Origin of the sequence: Cellulomonas sp. PSBB021, assembly GCF_002240455.1 — a bacterium.
Taxonomy (GTDB): Bacteria; Actinomycetota; Actinomycetes; order Actinomycetales; family Cellulomonadaceae; genus Cellulomonas; species Cellulomonas uda.
In genome coordinates this window covers 1,184,036-1,202,398 of sequence record NZ_CP021430.1, presented here as the reverse complement: position 1 = coordinate 1,202,398, position 18,363 = coordinate 1,184,036, and the positions used below count along the sequence as shown (strand labels likewise).

The 18,363-nt window shown below is 75.1% G+C and carries 16 protein-coding genes and 1 tRNA gene; 14 read left to right on the top strand and 3 right to left on the bottom strand.

The genetic code is table 11. The features are described 5' to 3' along the window. The first annotated feature begins 71 nt into the window (after positions 1-71). Both CBP52_RS17475 and CBP52_RS05435 read left to right on the top strand, forming a co-directional pair. Positions 72-266 (top strand): hypothetical protein, encoded by a 195-nt coding sequence (locus CBP52_RS17475; protein ID WP_157732497.1) that lies wholly within the window; start codon positions 72-74, stop codon positions 264-266. Positions 267-284: 18 nt separating this feature from the next. Further along, positions 285-815 (top strand): MarR family winged helix-turn-helix transcriptional regulator, encoded by a 531-nt coding sequence (locus CBP52_RS05435; RefSeq protein ID WP_232514667.1) that lies wholly within the window; start codon positions 285-287, stop codon positions 813-815. Between the two features lie 33 nt (positions 816-848). Here CBP52_RS05435 and CBP52_RS05430 read toward each other — a convergent pair whose 3' ends face one another. Both CBP52_RS05430 and CBP52_RS05425 read right to left on the bottom strand, forming a co-directional pair. After that, positions 849-1,913: a LacI family DNA-binding transcriptional regulator gene (locus CBP52_RS05430; RefSeq protein ID WP_094180134.1), complete on the bottom strand. Its 1,065-nt coding sequence runs from the start codon at positions 1,911-1,913 to the stop codon at positions 849-851. Between the two features lie 74 nt (positions 1,914-1,987). Beyond that, complete coding sequence (locus CBP52_RS05425; protein ID WP_094180133.1) at positions 1,988-2,236, bottom strand: hypothetical protein; 249 nt, start codon at positions 2,234-2,236, stop codon at positions 1,988-1,990. A 275-nt stretch (positions 2,237-2,511) separates the two neighbouring features. Here CBP52_RS05425 and CBP52_RS05420 point away from each other — a divergent pair, with 275 nt between their 5' ends. From CBP52_RS05420 to CBP52_RS05370, 11 genes are all read left to right on the top strand, one after another. Further along, positions 2,512-3,531 carry a phosphatase PAP2 family protein gene (locus CBP52_RS05420; RefSeq protein ID WP_157732496.1) on the top strand — a complete coding sequence of 340 codons (1,020 nt, stop codon included), beginning with the start codon at positions 2,512-2,514 and terminating at the stop codon, positions 3,529-3,531. Positions 3,532-3,620: 89 nt separating this feature from the next. Then, positions 3,621-4,832, top strand: a complete 1,212-nt coding sequence (locus CBP52_RS05415) for a toxic anion resistance protein (RefSeq protein ID WP_094180131.1) — start codon at positions 3,621-3,623, stop codon at positions 4,830-4,832. 7 nt (positions 4,833-4,839) lie between these two features. Then, complete coding sequence (locus CBP52_RS05410; RefSeq protein WP_094182187.1) at positions 4,840-5,364, top strand: hypothetical protein; 525 nt, start codon at positions 4,840-4,842, stop codon at positions 5,362-5,364. Next, positions 5,361-6,914 (top strand): AAA family ATPase, encoded by a 1,554-nt coding sequence (locus tag CBP52_RS05405; RefSeq protein WP_094180130.1) that lies wholly within the window; start codon positions 5,361-5,363, stop codon positions 6,912-6,914. The genes CBP52_RS05410 and CBP52_RS05405 overlap by 4 nt, the downstream gene beginning before the upstream one ends. Beyond that, positions 6,911-8,191, top strand: a complete 1,281-nt coding sequence (locus tag CBP52_RS05400) for a hypothetical protein (protein ID WP_094180129.1) — start codon at positions 6,911-6,913, stop codon at positions 8,189-8,191. The genes CBP52_RS05405 and CBP52_RS05400 overlap by 4 nt, the downstream gene beginning before the upstream one ends. Beyond that, positions 8,191-9,183, top strand: a complete 993-nt coding sequence (locus CBP52_RS05395) for a glutamate ABC transporter substrate-binding protein (protein ID WP_094180128.1) — start codon at positions 8,191-8,193, stop codon at positions 9,181-9,183. Before CBP52_RS05400 ends, CBP52_RS05395 begins: the two co-directional genes overlap by 1 nt. Further along, on the top strand, positions 9,180-10,298 hold the full coding sequence (locus CBP52_RS05390) for a hypothetical protein (protein ID WP_232514666.1): 1,119 nt from the start codon (positions 9,180-9,182) through the stop codon (positions 10,296-10,298). The genes CBP52_RS05395 and CBP52_RS05390 overlap by 4 nt, the downstream gene beginning before the upstream one ends. Then, complete coding sequence (locus tag CBP52_RS05385; protein WP_094180126.1) at positions 10,295-12,622, top strand: serine/threonine-protein kinase; 2,328 nt, start codon at positions 10,295-10,297, stop codon at positions 12,620-12,622. The genes CBP52_RS05390 and CBP52_RS05385 overlap by 4 nt, the downstream gene beginning before the upstream one ends. After that, positions 12,619-13,719 carry a PP2C family serine/threonine-protein phosphatase gene (locus CBP52_RS05380; protein ID WP_232514665.1) on the top strand — a complete coding sequence of 367 codons (1,101 nt, stop codon included), beginning with the start codon at positions 12,619-12,621 and terminating at the stop codon, positions 13,717-13,719. Before CBP52_RS05385 ends, CBP52_RS05380 begins: the two co-directional genes overlap by 4 nt. 64 nt (positions 13,720-13,783) lie before the next feature. Then, on the top strand, positions 13,784-15,061 hold the full coding sequence (locus CBP52_RS05375; RefSeq protein WP_094180124.1) for a VWA domain-containing protein: 1,278 nt from the start codon (positions 13,784-13,786) through the stop codon (positions 15,059-15,061). Next, positions 15,058-15,873: an FHA domain-containing protein gene (locus tag CBP52_RS05370; protein WP_094180123.1), complete on the top strand. Its 816-nt coding sequence runs from the start codon at positions 15,058-15,060 to the stop codon at positions 15,871-15,873. The genes CBP52_RS05375 and CBP52_RS05370 overlap by 4 nt, the downstream gene beginning before the upstream one ends. A 22-nt stretch (positions 15,874-15,895) precedes the next feature. Here the strand turns inward: CBP52_RS05370 and CBP52_RS05365 are convergent, their stop codons facing one another. After that, positions 15,896-18,007, bottom strand: coding sequence for an acyltransferase family protein (locus tag CBP52_RS05365; RefSeq protein ID WP_094180122.1), 2,112 nt, complete (start codon positions 18,005-18,007; stop codon positions 15,896-15,898). A 248-nt stretch (positions 18,008-18,255) separates the two neighbouring features. Between CBP52_RS05365 and CBP52_RS05360 the strand changes: the two genes are divergently transcribed. After that, a tRNA-Gly gene (locus CBP52_RS05360) sits at positions 18,256-18,327 on the top strand. Positions 18,328-18,363: the final 36 nt, after the last annotated feature.

Below are 18,363 nucleotides of genomic sequence, written 5' to 3'. Positions count from 1 at the left end.
GGAAGGCGTCGAGCGGTCGCCGCTCGGTCGTGGTGGGCGCGCTCGCCGCAGGTGCGGGGGAGGCCGGGACCGTGCTGGGTGCCGTGCTCGTCGCTGTACTCGTCGGCGTGCTCGCGGTCGTGGAGCTCGGGGCGGTCGCCGTCGTCACGACCGTGGTCGCGCTCATGACGGGGCCGGTGCGTGGTGCGGGCGCGCGCGGCGCGCGAGGTGTGGCGTCACGTCGACTCCGTCCCGAGGCGATCTCGCTAGCCTCTCTAGTTACTTGAGAGACTAGTATGACTGCCATGTCCGAGACCGCAACTCCAGAGCACTACTGGTACGGCGAGGACCCCTCGCCCGCCGAGATGCTCGAGGCGTTGCGCGCGTTCCGCCGGGCCGACGCGGCCATGCGCCGCCGCACGGCCGCCGACATGGCCATGAACGAGACGGACCTGCGCGCGCTCCAGGTCGTCATCGCGCGTGAGCTCGACGGTCGCTCGACGAGCCCCCACCACCTCGCGGACGTCCTCCAGATCTCGACCGCGTCGACCACCAAGCTGGTCGACCGGCTCACGCGCTCGGGTCACCTGGTGCGCGAGGCGCACCCGACCGACCGGCGCGGGGTCGTCGTCCGCGCGACGCCGCACGCGCACGACGAGGTGCACGAGAGGCTCGCCGGGATGCATGCGCGCATGGCCGGAGTCGCCGACGACGTCCCGCGCGACGCGCGCCCGGCAGTGGTGGCCTTCCTGCGCGAGATGACGGCCGTCCTCGACGACGACGAGCCGATCGCGCCGCTCACCACCGCTCCCACGGCGGTCGACGGCGACGCCTGAGAACCGCGCGACGCGGGGCCCGGCCCGGGCTCGTCAGGCGGGCGCGGGGCCCGTCGAGGCGCGCACGACGAGCTCCGTCGGGACGACGACGTGCTCGGGCGTGCTCGGTGCGGCACCGGGTGCGGCCGCGGCGATGGCGTGCTCGATCGCACGCGCGGCCGCGCGGCCCTTGGCCGCCAGGTCCTGGCGGACCGTGGTCAGCGGCGGGACGACCGTGCGGCTCAGGGCGCTGTCGTCGTAGCCGACGACCGACACGTCGCCGGGGACGTCCAGACCGAGCTCGCCTGCTACGCGCACCACCGCCCACGCCACCAGGTCGGAGAAGCAGAGCACCGCGGTCGGGCGGTCGGGGAGCGTGAGTGCGGTGCGGGCAGCCTCGAGCGCGTCCGCCTCCAGGTTGTCCTCCATGTGCACCGCCACCACGTCGGCACCTGCCGGGCCCAGGGCGCTCATCCAGCCTTCGACGCGCTCGCGCGAGACGAGCCCGACGCCGGCGGTGGCGGGGTCGGGTGCGACCCCGGGCTGCTCGCCCCACGCGGTCGTCAGGAGCGCGACCCGCCGGTGGCCCAGGTCGAGCACGTGCTGCGCGGCGGCGCGCGCCCCCGGGCGGTCGTCGAGCAGGACGCTCGAGGCGCGCTCGACCGTCGGTGCCTGGTCGACGAAGACCAGGGGCAAGGACCGGCGCTCGAGCCAGTCGAACGCCGTGGTGTCCGTGACGCACGCGTACACGAGAGCGGCGTCCATGGGGACGTCGCGTGCCGCGTCCCGGATCGCTGCGCTCTTGGCGGGCAGGAGCGCGAGCGCGAGGCCGGTGGGTGCGAGCTCCTCGGCGACCGAGGCGAAGAACTCGGCGGCGATGGGGTCGCGGAACGCGTTCGCGGGCGACTGCGTGAACAGCACCCCCACGGTGCCCGACGAGCCCCGGGCGAGGATCCGCGCTGCGGGGTCCGGGCCCACGTACCCGAGCTCGTCCGCCGCCGCCAACACCTTGGCCCGTAGCTCGGCGGAGAGCTGGTCGGGCCGGGAGAACGCGTTCGAGACCGTCATGCGGCTCACCCCGACCTTGTCGGCGATCGTCTGCAGCGTGACCCGCCCCACGCTCGTCTCCTGTCGTCCCGACCCCGCGTCCCGCGCGAGGTCCCGGACGTCAGGGTAGGCGACGCCGGCGCGGGTCAACGGACGAGCGCGGAGCGGTCCGCCGGTGCGATCGCGTCCGCGAGCCGGTGCAGCGACCGGGCGCCGCGACGGCGGACGGCGAGCACGCCGCCGTGCCCGCCGGAGTCGGCGGAGCGCCGGTGCGCGACGGGGCCGGTAGTCGGTGCGTCGGGCACCACGGGGGCGTCCGGGAGGGCGCTGCGCGACTGCGTCAGGGTCGCGCGGCGCGAGTGGAGCAGGGCGAGAGGCGGCTGGCTCAGGTACACGGTCGTTCCCCTTCTGTACCGGTCAAGTGATGGCGTCGACGCTACGCCCTCGATCTGTACCGGTCAAGAGATATCTGCGCCGAATGTCGGACCGCCTCCGCTCGGCCCCGCGACACGGCATCGGCCCTGGTCCGGCCGGGTCCGACATCACCCGCGCGGGCGCCGTGAAGGGGGTGGACGCGCTCCCGCGGGGGTCTAGGGTGGCTCGGGTGGTCCGTGCGGTGAGTGGCGTGAGTGGGCATGGCGCGAGTGGGCATGACATGAGGGGGCGTGACGTGGGCGACGAGGCGACAGGCGCGGCGGAGGAGTCGGCGCGCGGTCGGCGTACCCGCCGGGACGTCATCCGCGAGGTCGTGCTCGTCGTCGGCCTCTACGTCGCGTACTCGGCCACGCGCCTGGCCGCCAGCGGGTCGTGGGACGTCGCCAAGGGGCACGCCCGAGGGATCCTGGACGTCGAGCGCCGGCTCCACATCGACGTCGAGCTCGCGCTCAACACGTGGACCTCGCAGCACCAGTGGTTCGAGATCGCGACGTCGTACTGGTACCAGTCGATGCACTACCTCGTGACGCCCACCGTGCTCGTCGTGCTCTTCCTGCGCCGTCCCTTGCTCTACCGTCCCGCGCGCACCGCCCTCATGGGGGCGACGTTCCTCGCGCTGTTCGGCTACTTCTTCTTCCCCACGGCCCCGCCCCGCCTGCTCGGCGAGTACGTCGACACGGTGTCCGAGACCTCCCGGTGGGGATGGTGGCCCTCGGCCGCCGAGCAGGCCGCGAGCGGCGCGAGCTCCGTGACCAACCAGGTGGCGGCGATGCCCTCCATGCACGTCGGCTGGGCGGTCTGGGTGAGCGCCGTGCTGTGCGTCCTCGTGCGGCCGCTGTGGGCGAAGATCGCGGTCTGGGGCTACGCGGTCACGACGACGCTCGTCGTCATGCTCACCGGCAACCACTGGATCCTCGACGCGGTCGCGGGCGCGGCGATCGTCCTCGGGTGCTGGTGGTTCGCCGGTCACCGCTACGGGCTGTGGGCGCCACGCGCGCAGGTCGACGCCGAGCTCGACGAGCTCGTCGGCGCCGCACCGGCCGTGCGGCCGGCGACCTCCGCCACCGACGACCTGGCACTCGCAGGCGCGGCGGAGACGGTGCCTGCCGCCTCGGGGCGCGACGACGGCGAGCCGGACGCCCCCGTCCCTGACGGCGCCGCCCCTGAGGGAGCCGTCCCTGACAGGTCGGCTCCCCGCGGCGGACCCCGGGTCAAGTCCGGACAGGCCGCCCACAACGTCCCCGGCATGGCATAGCGTGCTGCCGGACGACGACGCAGGCCGCAGCCCCCGGGCGCACGGCCCGCGCACGCCCTGATCGCTTGCCCCCACGCGGAGGTGGACCCATGACGGAACCCGCAGCCGGTGCTCCCGCACCCCTGACGCCGCCCCTCGAGCTCGAGGCGCCTGCCCCGCTCGCGCCCGTCGCCCAGACGCAGGCGCCGGCCATGGCGCCCCGGGTCGACGAGGCGGCGCTGCCCGGCCTGGACTCCAAGGTCGAGTCGTACCTGGCCGGCCTCGCGGCCGCGCAGGCGGGCTCGCCCGAGTTCGCCGCCAAGGCCGAGGACGTGCGGACCATGGGCGACGCGGACATCCGCGCGGCCGCCGAGACCTCGAACCGCCTGCTGCAGATGCCCGTCAAGGAGCTGCGCGACGGGGGCGTGTCCGGGACCTCCCAGGTGAGCAGGTCGCTGCTCGACCTGCGACGCACGGTCGAGGAGCTCGACCCGTCCGAGGCCAGCCTGGGCAAGAAGATCCTCGGCTTCCTGCCGTTCGGCGACAGCATCACCGACTACTTCCGGCGCTACGAGAGCGCGCAGAAGCAGATCGACGCGATCGTCAACGCGCTCTACAACGGCCAGGACGAGCTCCGCAAGGACAACGCCGCGCTCAACCTCGAGAAGCAGCACCTGTGGGCCACCATGGCGCGGCTCAACCAGTACGTCTACGTCGCGGAGAAGCTCGACGCGCAGCTGTCCGCGATGGTCGTCGAGGTCGAGCGCACCGACCCGCAGCGGGCGAAGTCCCTGCGCGAGGACGTGCTGTTCTACGTCCGCCAGAAGCACCAGGACCTGCTCACGCAGCTCGCGGTGTCGATCCAGGGCTACCTGGCGACCGACATCATCCTCAAGAACAACGGCGAGCTCATCAAGGGCGTGGACCGGGCGACGACGACGACGGTGGCGGCCCTGCGCACCGCCGTCCTCGTCGCGCAGGCGCTCAACAACCAGAAGCTCGTGCTCGACCAGATCGGCGCGCTCAACGCGACGACGACCGGGATGATCGCGTCCACCTCGAAGCTCCTGCGCGAGCAGTCGGTCGCGATCCAGGAGCAGGCCGCGAGCTCGACGCTGGGGCTGCCGCAGCTGCAGCAGTCGTTCAACGACATCTACGCGACCATGGACGCGATCGACGGCTTCAAGGTCAAGGCGCTCGACTCGATGGCCGCCACCATCGGCGTGCTCGAGACCGAGACCACCAAGGCGCGGTCGTACCTCGACCGCGTGCAGCAGTCCGACCGGACGGGTGCTGCCGGCGGCTCGCTCGACCTGGCCTGAGGCGTCGATGGGGTGGTGGGGTGACCTCGTCGGCCGGGTGCGCGGGCGTGCCGGCGACGGCCCCGAGCCCGCACCCGTGCCCGCGGCGCCGACGTCCACGCAGATCGTCGAGGCGGTGCACGCGGTCGAGCGGGACGTCGAGGGCCGCGTGCCCGCCGCGGTGACCGCGCGCGTGCACCGGATCGCGCGCGTCGTGGAGGACATGGCGCCCCGGCTCGACCGGCTCGGCATCGGGAGCCGCCAGGCGCACACGGTCGTCGCGACCGCGACGAGCTACCTGCCCGAGGCGGTCGGGGCCTACCTGCGGCTCCCGCGCGACTTCGCCGACCGGCGGGTGGTCGCGCAGGGCAAGACGTCGCTCATGCTCCTGTGCGACCAGCTCGACCTGCTCGGGACGACGCTGTCGCAGATCTCCGACGCGGTCTCGCGTCAGGACGCGCGCGCGCTCGTCGCGCACGGGCAGTTCCTCGCCGAGAAGTTCGGCACCTCGTCGCTCGAGGTGCCGCCCGGTGGACCGGCGGTGGCGTCATGAGCGCGGAGGCGCTGCGCACCGCCCTCGACGACCTGGTCGCGGCGGGCGTGACCGCCGGGCTCGCGGTCGCGGAGGTGCGCGACGAGGGTGCGCGGCTCGCCGCGGCGGTGGCCGAGGCGGTCCCCGGGGCCCCCGAGACGTGGGCGTCGGCCGTCGGGCAGGACGGCCTGACGGCCTTCTTCACCGCGGCGTCGAGCGCGCGGCGGTGGCGGTCGTCGCCCACCGACCTGCTCGAGCGGCTCGTCGGGGACGGCTCGCCGCACGCGGCCGGGTACGCACGGGCGCTGGCCGGCGTGACGTCCGCCGCGTGCGACCTCGGGGACGCCCCGCTCGACGTCATCGCGCGCGCGTCCACCACCGCCGCCGTGCACCTGGCCGCGGCCCGGACCGCCGTCCCGGACGCACCCACGCCGCCCACGTCCATCCCGTCGGCCGCTCCCACTGCGTCGGCCGCACCGGACCGGTTCGCGTCGCCCGGCGGTGCGTCCGCGGTCGTGGACCGAGCGCCGACCGGCGGCAGCGGGTCCGCGGCGACCGCGACCCTCGGCACGGCGGCCGCCCCCGAGCCGGAGCCGGACCCGCGCACGCTCGAGGAGCTGCTCGCGGACCTCGACGCGCTCATCGGCCTGCGGCGCGTCAAGCGCGAGATCCGTGAGCAGGCGCAGCTGCTGCGCGTCGAGAAGCTGCGCACCGACGCCGGGCTGACCGCGCCGACGATCACGCGGCACCTCGTGTTCGTCGGGAACCCGGGAACCGGCAAGACGACGGTCGCGCGCCTCGTCGCGGGCATCTACCGGGCGCTCGGGCTCCTCTCCAAGGGGCACCTCGTCGAGGTGGACCGATCCGAGCTCGTCGGCGGCTACCTCGGCCAGACGGCGCACAAGACCTCGCAGGTCGTGGCCGACGCGGTCGGGGGAGTGCTGTTCGTCGACGAGGCGTACTCCCTCACGGGCGACCAGTACGGCGAGGAGGCCGTCAACACGCTCGTCAAGGACATGGAGGACCACCGCGACGACCTCGTGGTGATCGTCGCGGGGTACCCGGGCCCGATGGGGCGCTTCCTCGCGACGAACCCCGGGCTCGAGAGCCGGTTCTCCACGACGATCACGTTCGACGACTACTCCGACGACGAGCTCACCCGCATCTTCGAGCTCGCGGCGACCCGGTCCGACTTCGCGCCCGCGCCCGCGACGCTCGAGCGGTTCCGCGGCGTCGCGGCGGCCCAGCTGCGCGGCGAGGGGTTCGGCAACGGGCGGTGGGCGCGCAACATGCTCGACAAGGCCGTGCTGCGCCACGCGTGGCGGTTGCGGGACGTGGCGGCGCCGTCGGTCGACGAGCTGCGCACGTTGCTGCCCGAGGACCTGGTCGAGCGGCCCGACGACGGGCCCGACGAGGACTCGGCCGAGACGACCGGAGCCGAGAGCACGACGCCCGAGAGCAGGACGCCCGAGAGCATGACGCCCGAGAGCGCCGTCACGACGCAGGAGCCGCGCCCGGCCCTGCACGACGCGCCCACCGCAGGGACCGACGACGAAGAGGAGCCCGCGTGACCCCGACGCCCGCCCCGGCCCCAGCGCCGCCCGCCCGTCCCGTTCTCGCGACTCCCGCGGCGGGGTCCGCGCGGACGGGGCGCCTGCGTCGCACCCCGGCGCGACTGCGCCTCGCCGCCGCGGTCGCGGTCGTCGCGTGTGCCCTCGTCGCGGTCGGCGGGCTGCTCGTCGGCCTCGTGCAGGCCGACGCGCTGCGCTCGGCGGCGGACGACACCGCGCAGCAGGTGCGCACGCTCGACGTCCGCAACGACCTGGTCGCCGCGGACGCGACCGCGACGAACGCGTTCCTGGTCGGCGGCCGCGAGCCGGTGGCGCAGCGCGAGCGGTACGACGTGTCCCTGGCGTCGGCGGCGAGCGGGCTCACGGCCGTCGCGGGCGCCGATCAGAGCGACGCCGGGCGCCTGCCGGGCGTCAGCACGTCCGTCGCGACGTACAGCGGGCTCGTCGAGCAGGCCCGCGCGAACAACCGGCAGGGGTTCCCGGTGGGCGCGGCGTACCTCGAGACGGCCTCGCAGGAGCTGCGCGCCGAGGCGTTGCCGGGCCTGGACGAGGTCGTGTCCGCGAACGCCTCGAGCGTCACCGACGCGTTCCAGGTCGCCGGCCGCGCGACGCTCGTGCTGCTCGTCGTGCTGGTCGCGCTGGTCGCGCTGGTCGTCGTGCAGGTCTGGCTCGCGTCACGCACGCATCGTCGGCTGAACCTCGGGCTCGTCCTGTCGACCGTGGTGCTGCTGGTCGCGGGCTTCCTGCTCGGGTCGAACCTGGACGGCGGGTCGCGCACCGCGAGCGACGTGCAGGACGGTGCGTACGGGCAGACGGTCGCGGTCGCGCGCGCGTACTCGCTCGCGAACGACGCGAAGGCGGCGGAGTCGTTCACGCTGATCAAGCGGGGTTCGGGTCAGGCGTACGAGGAGTCGTACCAGGCGAGCGTGGACGCGGCCTCGGAGCTGCTCCAGGGCGTCGGTGGCCAGGTCCAGACGACGTTCGACGCCTGGGCGGCCACGCACGACGAGATCCGCGGGCTCGACGACGGTGGGGACTGGGACGGCGCGGTCGCGCTCGCCACGTCGTCGGAGCCGGGCAGCCCGAACGCGCAGTTCGACGCGTTCGCCCGGGAGGCGCAGACCGCCACGGCGGACTCGAGCGCCCAGGCCCAGTCGGACCTCGAGCACGCCGCCTCGGCCTCGGAGCGCACCGCCTGGCTCGCGCTCGTCGCGGGTCTGCTGGCCGCCGGGGCCGCGGTGTGGGGCTTCGCCCCGCGACTGAAGGAGTACCGCTGATGACGACGACGCGCGCACCCCGGACGACGGCTCGCCGCGCCGCGCGCAGGCTCGCGCTGCTCGCGGCGGGCGCACTGGTGCTCGCGGGCTGCACCGCCACGCCGGAGACGGCCGCCGGTGACCCCACGGTCGAGGCGGTGGCGTCGGCCGCGCCGGGGCCGCGGGCCGCCGCGGTGACGTGCGAGGACCTGACGGCGTCCTACGACCCCGGCGCGGACGGCGCGAAGATCTCGGGAAAGAAGCACGTGCAGGCGATCAAGGAGCGCGGCTCGCTGGTCGTCGGCGTCTCGGCGGACACGCTGCTCATGGGCAGCCGCAATCCCATCACGGGTGAGATCGAGGGCTTCGACATCGACATGCTCAAGGCGGTCTCGACCGCGATCTTCGGGTCGCCCGACCACCTGCAGTTCCGTGTCATCACCTCGGGTCAGCGCCTCGACGTGCTCAAGAACCACGAGGTCGACCTGGTGGCGCGCGCGTTCTCGATCACGTGCGAGCGCTGGGACGAGATCGCGTTCAGCGCGGAGTACTTCCACTCGGGGCAGAAGGTGCTGGTCCCGCTCGACTCGACGGCGCGCGGGATCGCGGACCTCGACGGGGCGCGCGTGTGCGCACCCGAGGGGACCACGACGATCGAGCGGCTCGCGGACTTCCCCGAGGTCGAGGCCGTCGGCGCGCAGACACACACGCAGTGCCTGGTCCTGTTCCAGCAGGGCAAGGTCGACGCGATCACGGGCGACGACACGATCCTGGCCGGCTTCGCCGCGCAGGACCCGTACGCGAAGGTCGTGGGCGAGGCCATCAGCGACGAGCCGTACGGCATCGGTGTCGCCGCGGACCAGGTCGACCTGGTCCGGTACGTCAACGCGGTGCTCGACGAGGTCAAGGCCGACGGCCGCTGGGCGCAGTCGTACGAGCGCTGGCTGGGTGCGCTCGGGGACGCGCCCGCGCCGCCCGGGTCGGTGTACGGGCGTTCGGCGGGCTCGTCGTGACACCCGCCGGGACGGTGGACCCGCCGGTCGCCCCGGGCCGCCTCGGTGAGGCGATCCCGGCCGCGGAGCTGCTGACGTACCTCGCGGCGCTCGAGCGGTGGGCCGCGGACCGTCGCGCCGAGCTCGACCGGCTGGACGCGGTGTCGCGGCAGACGGACACACCCGACGCGTTCACCGGAGACGTCGTGCTCGCCATGACCATGTGGCAGGCGATCCGCGGACGGCTGGACCGGCTCGTCGAGGTCTGGGACTCCGGTCGGGCCGACGTGCTCGCGCGTGAGCAGATGTCCCAGCTCGTGTGGGGGCGGCTGGACGCGGGCGGCTCGTCCGCGCTCGTCTCGCTCGTCGAGGCGGTGACGCTGTGCGACGCGATGATCGACCAGCTGCGTGACCGCCTCGCGTTCGACCCCGGCGCGGCGGACGAGGCGGCGCGCCTGCGCGCGGTGCGCGCCGCGGTGGTGCGGTGCGAGGACCTGGCGTCCGACGAGGACGCGCTGCGCCTCGTGCGTGACCTGCGCGCGCGGGAGCAGGGCATCACGGCCCAGGCGGCGCGCGGCGCCGACGTCGCGGGTCCGCTCGCGGAGCTGGAGACCGCGGTCGCACGCGCGGAGCGCGACCTGATCGTCGACGTCTCGCAGCGGCGGACGCTCGCCCGCCAGCGCACCGACGCGGCCGCGCTGCGCGACGCGCTCGAGGACCGTGAGCCCACGCTGCACGCGCTCGCCGACCGGTGCCGGCGCGAGGTCGTCGACCCGCCGCTGCTCGCCGTGCCCGACGTCTCGCGGCTCGGCGACGTGCCGCCGACCCGCGCCGAGGTGGACGCGTTCGTCGAGCGGCTGCGGACGGTGCAGCGCGCGTTCGACGCGGTCGCCGAGGCGTACGGGCGCCCGCTGCGCGAGCGCGCCGAGCTGCGCTACCAGCTCGAGCGCCTGCGGGCGGTGGCGGACGCGAACGGCCGCAGCGCGTCGCCCACGGTCCGCTCCGGGTACGACGAGGCGCGCGACGCCGTCGAGCGCACGCCGTGCGACGTGGTGCTCGCCCGCTTCCTCGTCGAGCAGTTCGAGTTCCTCACCCGCGACCTGCCCGTGCACGGGCCGAAGGGAGCCGCGCGATGACCGCCTGCACCGAACCGGGCTGCACCGGGACGTACGAGGACGGCTACTGCGACGTCTGCGGGTCTCCGCAGGCGCCGACGGCTCCCGCCGGGACGGGGGTGACGGCGGCGCCGGTCGCCGCGGGTGCGTCCGCGACGTCGCTGCTCGGCACGGGCATCGCGGGGACCGCCACGTCGCCCCGCGGAGGCGCGGCGGCGGGCGAGGACCCCGACGCCGAGCGGTCCACGCGCACCGGCCGGACCAGCTCGAGCCGGCTCGCGACCGCGGCGCTGGGCTCGGCGCGCACCGCCGCGACCGGCTCGCGCGCCACCCGGCGCCTCGGCACGGGGTCCACCCGGCTGCGCGGCGCGCGGCTGGGTGCGGGCCTGACGACCGTCCCCTCGGCCCCGGTGCGCGACCCGCTGCAGGTCGTCATGGCCGACCCGCAGGTCCCCGAGCGCAAGAGGTTCTGCCCGTCCTGCGGCGCGCCCGTCGGCCGGGAGCGTGACGGCGTGCCGGGGCGGACCAAGGGGTTCTGCCCGCAGTGCGGGTCGGGCTTCGACTTCGACCCGCGCCTGGTGCCGGGCGACCTGGTCGGCGGGCAGTACGAGGTCGTCGGCTGCCTCGCGCACGGTGGGCTCGGCTGGATCTACCTCGCGCGGGACCAGAACGTGTCCGGACGGTGGGTCGTGCTCAAGGGCCTGCTGAACGCGGGGGACGCGGACGCCTACGCGGCCGCGATCGCCGAGCGGCAGTTCCTCGCGGAGGTCGAGCACCCCCTGATCGTCGAGATCTACAACTTCGTGATGCACGACGGCGCGGGCTACACCGTCATGGAGTACGTGGGGGGCACGTCCCTCAAGGAGATGCTGACGGCACGCCGGGAGGCGAACGCCGGCGTGAACGACCCGCTGCCGGTCGCGCACGCCATCGCCCTCGTGCTCGAGGTGCTGCCCGCGTTCGCGTACCTGCACGACGTCGGGCTGCTGTACTGCGACTTCAAGCCCGACAACGTGATCCAGCAGGGTGACGCGGTCAAGCTGATCGACATGGGCGGTGTGCGCCGCGTCGACGACCTCGACTCGGCGATCTTCGGCACGATCGGCTACCAGGCGCCCGAGGTGGGCGAGGTCGGCCCTTCGGTCGCGTCCGACGTCTACACGATCGGCCGCACGCTCGTGTCGCTGGTGATCGACTTCCGCGGCAACACGACGACCTACGCGGCCTCGCTGCCGGCCGTCGCCGACACGCCCGTGTTCGCGACGTACGACTCGTTCTACCGCCTCGTCGCGAAGGCGTGCGCCCCGGCCCCGTCGGACCGGTTCGCGACCGTCGACGAGCTGCGCACGCAGCTGCTGGGCGTGCTGCGCGAGGTCGTCGCGGCCGACCGGGGACCGGGCCACCCGGCGCTGCACTCGGCGGCGTCCGTGCTGTTCGACGCGCCGACGACCGACGGTCCGCATGCTCCGCTGCGGTGGGACGAGCTGCCGACGCTCAAGGTCGACGCGTCCGACCCGGCGGCCTCCTGGCTCGCCGGTGTGAGCGTCGCGGACCCGCACCAGCGCATCGAGGCGCTCGGCGAGGCCCCCGAGGAGAGCGTCGAGGTCAGGCTCGCGCGGGCGCGCGCCGGGATCGAGGCCGGCGAGCCGGAGGTGGTCCGTGCGGCGCTCGCGCAGGTGCTCGACGCCGACCCGTGGGAGTGGCGCGCGGTCTGGCTCGACGGCCTCGCGCAGCTCGCCGCGGGTGACCCCGTCGCGGCCCGGGCGTCGTTCAACGCCGTGTACGGGCAGGTCCCGGGCGAGCTCGCGCCGAAGCTGGCGCTCGCCGTGGCGTGCGAGCTGTCCGACGAGCCCGAGATCGCCGAGCAGCTCTACGTCATCTGCGCGCGCTCCGACGCCAACTACACGGCCGTCTCCGCGTTCGGGCTGGCGCGGGTGCGGCGGGCCGCGGGCGACCTGGACGGCGCGCTCGCCGCGCTCGACCTCGTGACCGCGACCCGCAGCTCGTTCGCGGAGGCCCGCGTGCAGCGGGCCAAGCTGCTGACCACGTCGGACCGCGGCGTGGCGGCCCTCGCGGAGGCGCTCGCCGGGCTCGAGCGCGTGACGGTCGAGCCGCAGCAGCGTGTGGACCTGCGGATCGAGGTGTTCACCGCGGCGCTCGCCGAGGTCGAGCGCAGCGGCGCGAAGCCGACCCTGCGGATCGCGGACGTGCCGGTGGACGACGCGACGCTGCGCGACGCGCTCGAGGCCGCCTACCGCGAGTCCGCCGCGCTCGCGCCGTCGCGCGACGCCCGGATCGCCCTCGTCGACCGGGCCAACGCGGTGCGGCGGTGGACGGCGTGGTGAGCGGGACCACGAGCGCCGTGACGTGCACCGGCTGCGGGGGAGCGCTGCACCCCGACGACCGCTTCTGCGAGGCGTGCGGGACGCCCGTGGGTGCCGGGACCGAACGGGACCGGCCCGACGGCGAGGCCTCGAGCCTGCCTCCGGTCCCGGCACCGCCCGCCGCGAAGGTCGCGGACGAGGACGGCGACGACGTGCCGCCGGCCGGCGGGGCGCCGGTGTGCCGCGCGTGCGGCGGGAGGGTCGCGGCGGACGGCTACTGCGAGGAGTGCGGCACCCCGGCGGCCTCCGAGCGGGACCACTTCGCGCAGAGCCCATCGTCCTGGGTCGGCGGCGTGTGCGACCGGGGCGTGCGGCACGCGCGCAACGAGGACGCGATGGCGCTGTCGGCGTCCGGCGGCTTCGCGGCGCTCGTGGTGTGCGACGGCGTGTCCACGGCGCCCGGCTCCGACGTCGCGAGCCTCGCGGCGGCAGGTGCGGCGCTCGGCGTGCTCGTCGCGGGTGGGCCTGAGGGGGCCGCGAGGGTGACGGGGACGGTCGCGGCACGTCAGGCGGCGTGGTCGTCGCTGCTGGGACGCGCGGCGGTCGCGGCGGACGACGCGGTGGCGGCGAGCGCCCCCGGCGCGGAGCCCGAGCACGCACCCTCGTGCACGTTCGTGGCCGCGGTGGTCGACGCCGCGCTGCTCGTCGTCGGCTGGCTCGGCGACTCGCGCGCGTACTGGCTCCCCGACGACGGGACGCCCGAGCAGCTGACGGCCGACGACTCGGGTGCCGGCGAGCTCATGGCGCGCGGCGTCCCGCGCGCGGCGGCGGAGGCGTCACCGCAGGCGCACGCGATCACGCGCTGGCTCGGCCCGGACGCCGAGGACGTCACGGCGCGCACCACCGCGGCGACGGTCGACGGACCCGGCTGGGTGCTCGTGTGCTCCGACGGGTTGTGGAACTACTGCTCCCCGGCGCCGGACGTCGCGCGGCTCGTGCGCGAGCACGCCGCCGCGGCCGGTGCGGACCCCACCGCGACCGCGGCCGCGCTCGTCGCCTGGGCGAACGCGCAGGGTGGACGCGACAACGTCACGGCCGCGCTGGCCCGGGTCGGCTAGCCTCGAGCCAGCGCCCGAGGCCCAGCCGCCGGCACCCCGAACGCACACCGACGAAGGATTGAGCGTGGCCGTCTTCACTGCCGAGGTCTTCCAGAACGAGTTCCTGCCCCAGGGCAGCACGGACGTGCACGCGATCGTCACGCTGACGAGCCAGGGCGCCGGGTCCGCGGACACCGCGTCGGGCGCCGTGGCCGAGATCATCATGGTCGACACGTCCGGCTCGATGAGCGGGCGCAACATGGACGCCGCGAAGCACGCGGCGCAGGTCGCGGTGGACCAGATCCCGGACGGCACGTGGTTCGCGATCGTCGGGGGCAGCCACGTCGCGCAGCGCGTGTTCCCGTACCCGAACGCGGTGCGGGACATGGTGCAGATGGAGCCGGGCGCGCGCTTCGAGGCGAAGCGGGCGATCGCGTCGTTGCAGCCGTCGGGCGGCACCGCGATGAGCACGTGGCTCGCGCTCGCCGACCGGCTCTTCGCGACGGTCCCGCACGCGCCGCAGCGGCACGCGATCCTGCTGACCGACGGCAAGAACGAGTCGGAGCCGCGGCAGGCGCTGTCGGGGGTCGTGCGCGCGGTCACGGGTCACTTCCAGTGCGACGCGCGCGGTGTGGGCGCGAACTGGCAGGTCGACGAGCTGCGTGAGATCGCCACGGCGCTGCTCGGCACGGTGGACCTCATCGCGGACCCCGACGACATCGCCGCCGACTTCCGGGACCTGGTGCAGCGCTCGATGGCGCGGGGCATCGCGGACGCGGAGCTGCGGGTGTGGGCCCCCCAGGGCGCCCAGGTGCTGTTCGTCCGGCAGGTGTCGCCGACGGTCGAGGACCTCACGGCCCGCCGGCGCGAGGTCAACCCGCTCACGGGGGCGTACCCGACGGGCTCGTGGGGCGACGAGTCCCGCGACTACCACGTGGCGGTCCGCGTCCCTTCCAAGCCGGTGGGCGCGGAGCAGCTCGCGGCGCGCGTGCAGATCGCGGTGGGCGGCGAGGTGCTCTCGTCGGGCCTGGTGAAGGCGCGCTGGTCCGACGACGACTCGCTCACGGCTCGGATCAGCCCGGAGGTCGCGCACTACACGGGCCAGGCGGAGCTCGCGAGCGCGATCCAGGAGGGCCTCGCGGCGAAGGCGGCCGGCGACGAGGCGACCGCGACGGTGAAGCTGGGCCGTGCGGTGCAGCTCGCCCAGGAGACGGGCAACGACGAGGCGACGAGCCGGCTGCGGCGGGTCGTCGAGATCGAGGACCCGGAGCAGGGCACCGTGCGCCTCAAGCGCAACACCGACCGGCTCGACGAGATGGCGCTCGACACGGCGTCGACCAAGACGACCCGGGTGCGCCGGTGAGCACGGTCCGTTGCCCCGAGGGGCACCCGTCGACGTCGACCGACTACTGCGACGTGTGCGGCGCCCCGATCGCTGCCGGCGGTGCGTCCACGCCGGCCGCGGCGGGCCCGTCGCCCTCCGCCGGGCCGACGACGTGCCCGCACTGCCAGTCGCCCGCGGCGGCGGGTGCGCTGTTCTGCGAGAACTGCGGCTACGACTTCACGACGGGCGCGACCCCCGCGCCCCTGGTCCCGCCCGCGGGCGTGGCCTCGACGTCCTCGCCTTCGGCCGCGACGGGTGAGCAGCCCGCGGTGGAGGCGACCGAGGTTCGGACGCAGGAGCCCGCGACCGACCCCGCGACCGGTGCCTCTCCGGGTCCCGGCCCGGCGTCCGCGGGCGGCGGGCTGCCGACTCCGGCACCGGACGGCCCCGACTCGTGGGTGGCCGAGGTCTGGATCGACCCCGACTGGTACGCGCTCCAGTCGCCCGAGGACCCGATGCCGTCCGCGGGGCTGCCCGTGCTCGTCCCGCTGCGCACGCGCAGCGCGCTCGTCGGACGTCCGTCGGTGTCGCGCAACATCCACCCGACGATCGACTGCGGCGCGGACTCGGGGGTGTCGCGGCGGCACTGCCAGCTCAACACCGACGGCACGCGCTGGTGGGTCGAGGACCTGCAGTCCTCGAACGGCACGTACGTGGCGCGCGTGGGTGAGCCGCTTCCGCAGGCCCCGATCCCGGTGGGTCAGCGCTACGAGCTGGCGGACGGCGACCGCGTGTACGTCGGCGCATGGACGCGGATCGTCGTGCGGCTCGCGCTGCCGGGCGAGGTCTGAGCCGCAGCGCTCGGGCGTCGACCTAGCCGCGCACCGAGCCACGGATGCGGTCGGCCACGGCCGCCTCGACCTCGGGGCGCAGCGACTGCGCGAACGTGCGCGTGAGGTGGCCGTGGTCGAAGTACACGATCGCGCCGCCGACGACGTCGTGGCACCGGCCGTCCCAGCAGAGCACGTGGTCGAGGTCGAGCACCGAGACGAGGCCGCTCGCGTCGTCGGCCGCGGCGTCGGCGAGCGGGTCCGGCTCGATCGCGACGTCGGCGGGCCGCGTGCACGAGCGCCATCCGCCACGTTCGCGCGCCACGCAGTCCGGCGCGGGGTCGCCGAGGTCGGGGGTGTCGCGGATGACCAGCACGGGGATGCCCCGGGACGTCAGCCGGTCGAGCAGACGCCCGTACGCGGCCCGCTGCTGGGTGCGCTGGGCCTCCTGCGGCACGTCCAGGAGCGGCCGGAACGTGCGCGCGGCGAGGACGACGAGGTCGGGGTCCCGCGCGACGACCTCGTCGAGCGCCCACCGCGTCCACCGGGAGCACCCCTCGACCGCCGACGGCCGCGTCACGTCGACCGGGACGTCGACGGGGTAGCACTCGGACGTCAGGTAGGTCGTGAGCGACCAGCCCTCGCGCTCGACCTGCCCGACGAGCGCGGGCTGCCACTGCCCGGCGTGGGAGTTGCCGAGCAGCACGACCTCGCGGGCCGGGTCCGTGGCGCCGTACGTGCAGGTCCGACGCGAGGCGAACGGGGTGTTGTTCCAGCACCCGTCGGCGTAGAGGTCGCTGCGGTCACCGGCCGCGACGCCGGGCGCGACGAGCAGCCGGTCGCCGACGGGGTCGCACGCGGGGTCCCGCACCGCCTCCGCGGCGAAGCACGGCTCCTGGCCGGACGTCGCACGCGCGAACAGGTCCTCCTCGTGCGCGGCGCGGGCCGACCCGACCGCACCCGCGCCGACGGCCAGCGCGGCGCACACGGCCGCGGTGACGGCGCCCAGCGCGAAGGTGCGCGGCAGTGACCCGACGAGCCGAGGCGCGTGCCGCACGGGGTCCTCGACCCATCGCGTGCTCGCGGACGCGAGGACGAGCGTGACGCCGACGACGCCCGCCAGGCCCCACCCGGTGAGCTCGGCGCCCACCGCGAACGGCGCGAGCACGAGCAGCGGCCAGTGCCACAGGTAGACGCCGTAGGAGACGTCACCGAGGCGCACGACGGGCCGCCGGCCGAGCACGGAGCCCAGCCCGCCCGGCACGTCGTCGGTCGCGCTCGCGACGACGAGCACCGTCCCGAGCGTGGGCACCAGGGCCGTGGTGCCGGGGAACGGTGTCTCGCCCGTGAACCGCACCGCGGACCAGGTGATCGCCGCCAGACCGACCCATCCCGCGGCGGCGCGCACGCGGACCGCCCCGGTGGTCCGGGCGCCCACGACCGCGACGAGCGCCCCGAGCCCCAGCTCCCACACGCGCGTCGTCGTGACGAAGTACGCACGCGCCGGGTCGGCAGCGGTGAGCGACGCGCTCCACCACAGCGACGCGAGCGTCACGGCCGCGACGACGACGCCCGCGACGGCCCGGCGCCGACCGGTGCGGCGCGCGACGAGCGCGGCGGCGGCCAGCAGCAGCGGCCACACGACGTAGAACTGCTCCTCGACGCCGAGCGACCAGAAGTGCTGCGCCGGGCTGGGGGTGGCGTCCGCCGCCAGGTAGTCAGTGGCCTGCTCGGCGAGCTGCCAGTTCTCCTGGATCAGGGTCGCGGCGAGCAGCTCGCGGGCGGCCTGCGTCAGCAGGTGGCTCGGCAGGAGCACGACGCTCGCGACGGTGGTCACCGCCAGGACCGTCGCGGCCGCGGGCAGCAGGCGCCGCACGCGGCGGGCCCAGAACGCCGCCAGCCCGCGCAGGTCGGTCGGTGGGTGGCGCAGCAGGTGCGAGGTGATGAGGAAGCCCGACACGACGAAGAACACGTCGACGCCCACGTACCCGCCGGGCAGCGCCTGCGGCCAGGCGTGGAAGACGACGACCGCCGCGACCGCGACCGCGCGCAGCACCTGGATGTCGCGCCGCGCGGGCACGGCACGGCGCTCGCGCGGCGTCCGGTCGGAGCCGGCGGCCGCGGGCGGCCGGGGGAGCGTGGTCGTCGAGGTCATGAGCTCGGCTCGCGGGGAAGGGGACGGCTTGCGGGGCCGGTGCCGGGTGTCGGCGACGGACCAGGGTAGGCGGACGGGGGCGTCCAGCGCGCCGCGGGCGCCGCACGCGCGCGGCGACACGCCGGGAGATCCGCGTGATCCTGCGGATCGGGCCCGGGTGCCGGGAGCCAGTTGGACTCTGACGCGAAGACTCGGATAAAGTCTGGGACGCACACGGAACGCCGGTGAGAAACCGGGGGACGTGCAGCGCGGACGTGGCTCAGTGGTAGAGCATCACCTTGCCAAGGTGAGGGTCGCGGGTTCGAATCCCGTCGTCCGCTCGGAGACATCCTTTCGGCTCAGGCCGCTGAGGACTG

Coding starts and splice junctions, on each gene's coding strand:
- CBP52_RS05435 (WP_232514667.1), top strand. CDS start 285: ATGTCCGAGACCGCAACTCCAGAGCACTACTGGTACGGCGAGGACCCC.
- CBP52_RS05415 (WP_094180131.1), top strand. CDS start 3,621: ATGACGGAACCCGCAGCCGGTGCTCCCGCACCCCTGACGCCGCCCCTC.
- CBP52_RS05410 (WP_094182187.1), top strand. CDS start 4,840: ATGGGGTGGTGGGGTGACCTCGTCGGCCGGGTGCGCGGGCGTGCCGGC.
- CBP52_RS05405 (WP_094180130.1), top strand. CDS start 5,361: ATGAGCGCGGAGGCGCTGCGCACCGCCCTCGACGACCTGGTCGCGGCG.
- CBP52_RS05395 (WP_094180128.1), top strand. CDS start 8,191: ATGACGACGACGCGCGCACCCCGGACGACGGCTCGCCGCGCCGCGCGC.
- CBP52_RS05385 (WP_094180126.1), top strand. CDS start 10,295: ATGACCGCCTGCACCGAACCGGGCTGCACCGGGACGTACGAGGACGGC.
- CBP52_RS05365 (WP_094180122.1), bottom strand. CDS start 18,007: ATGACCTCGACGACCACGCTCCCCCGGCCGCCCGCGGCCGCCGGCTCC.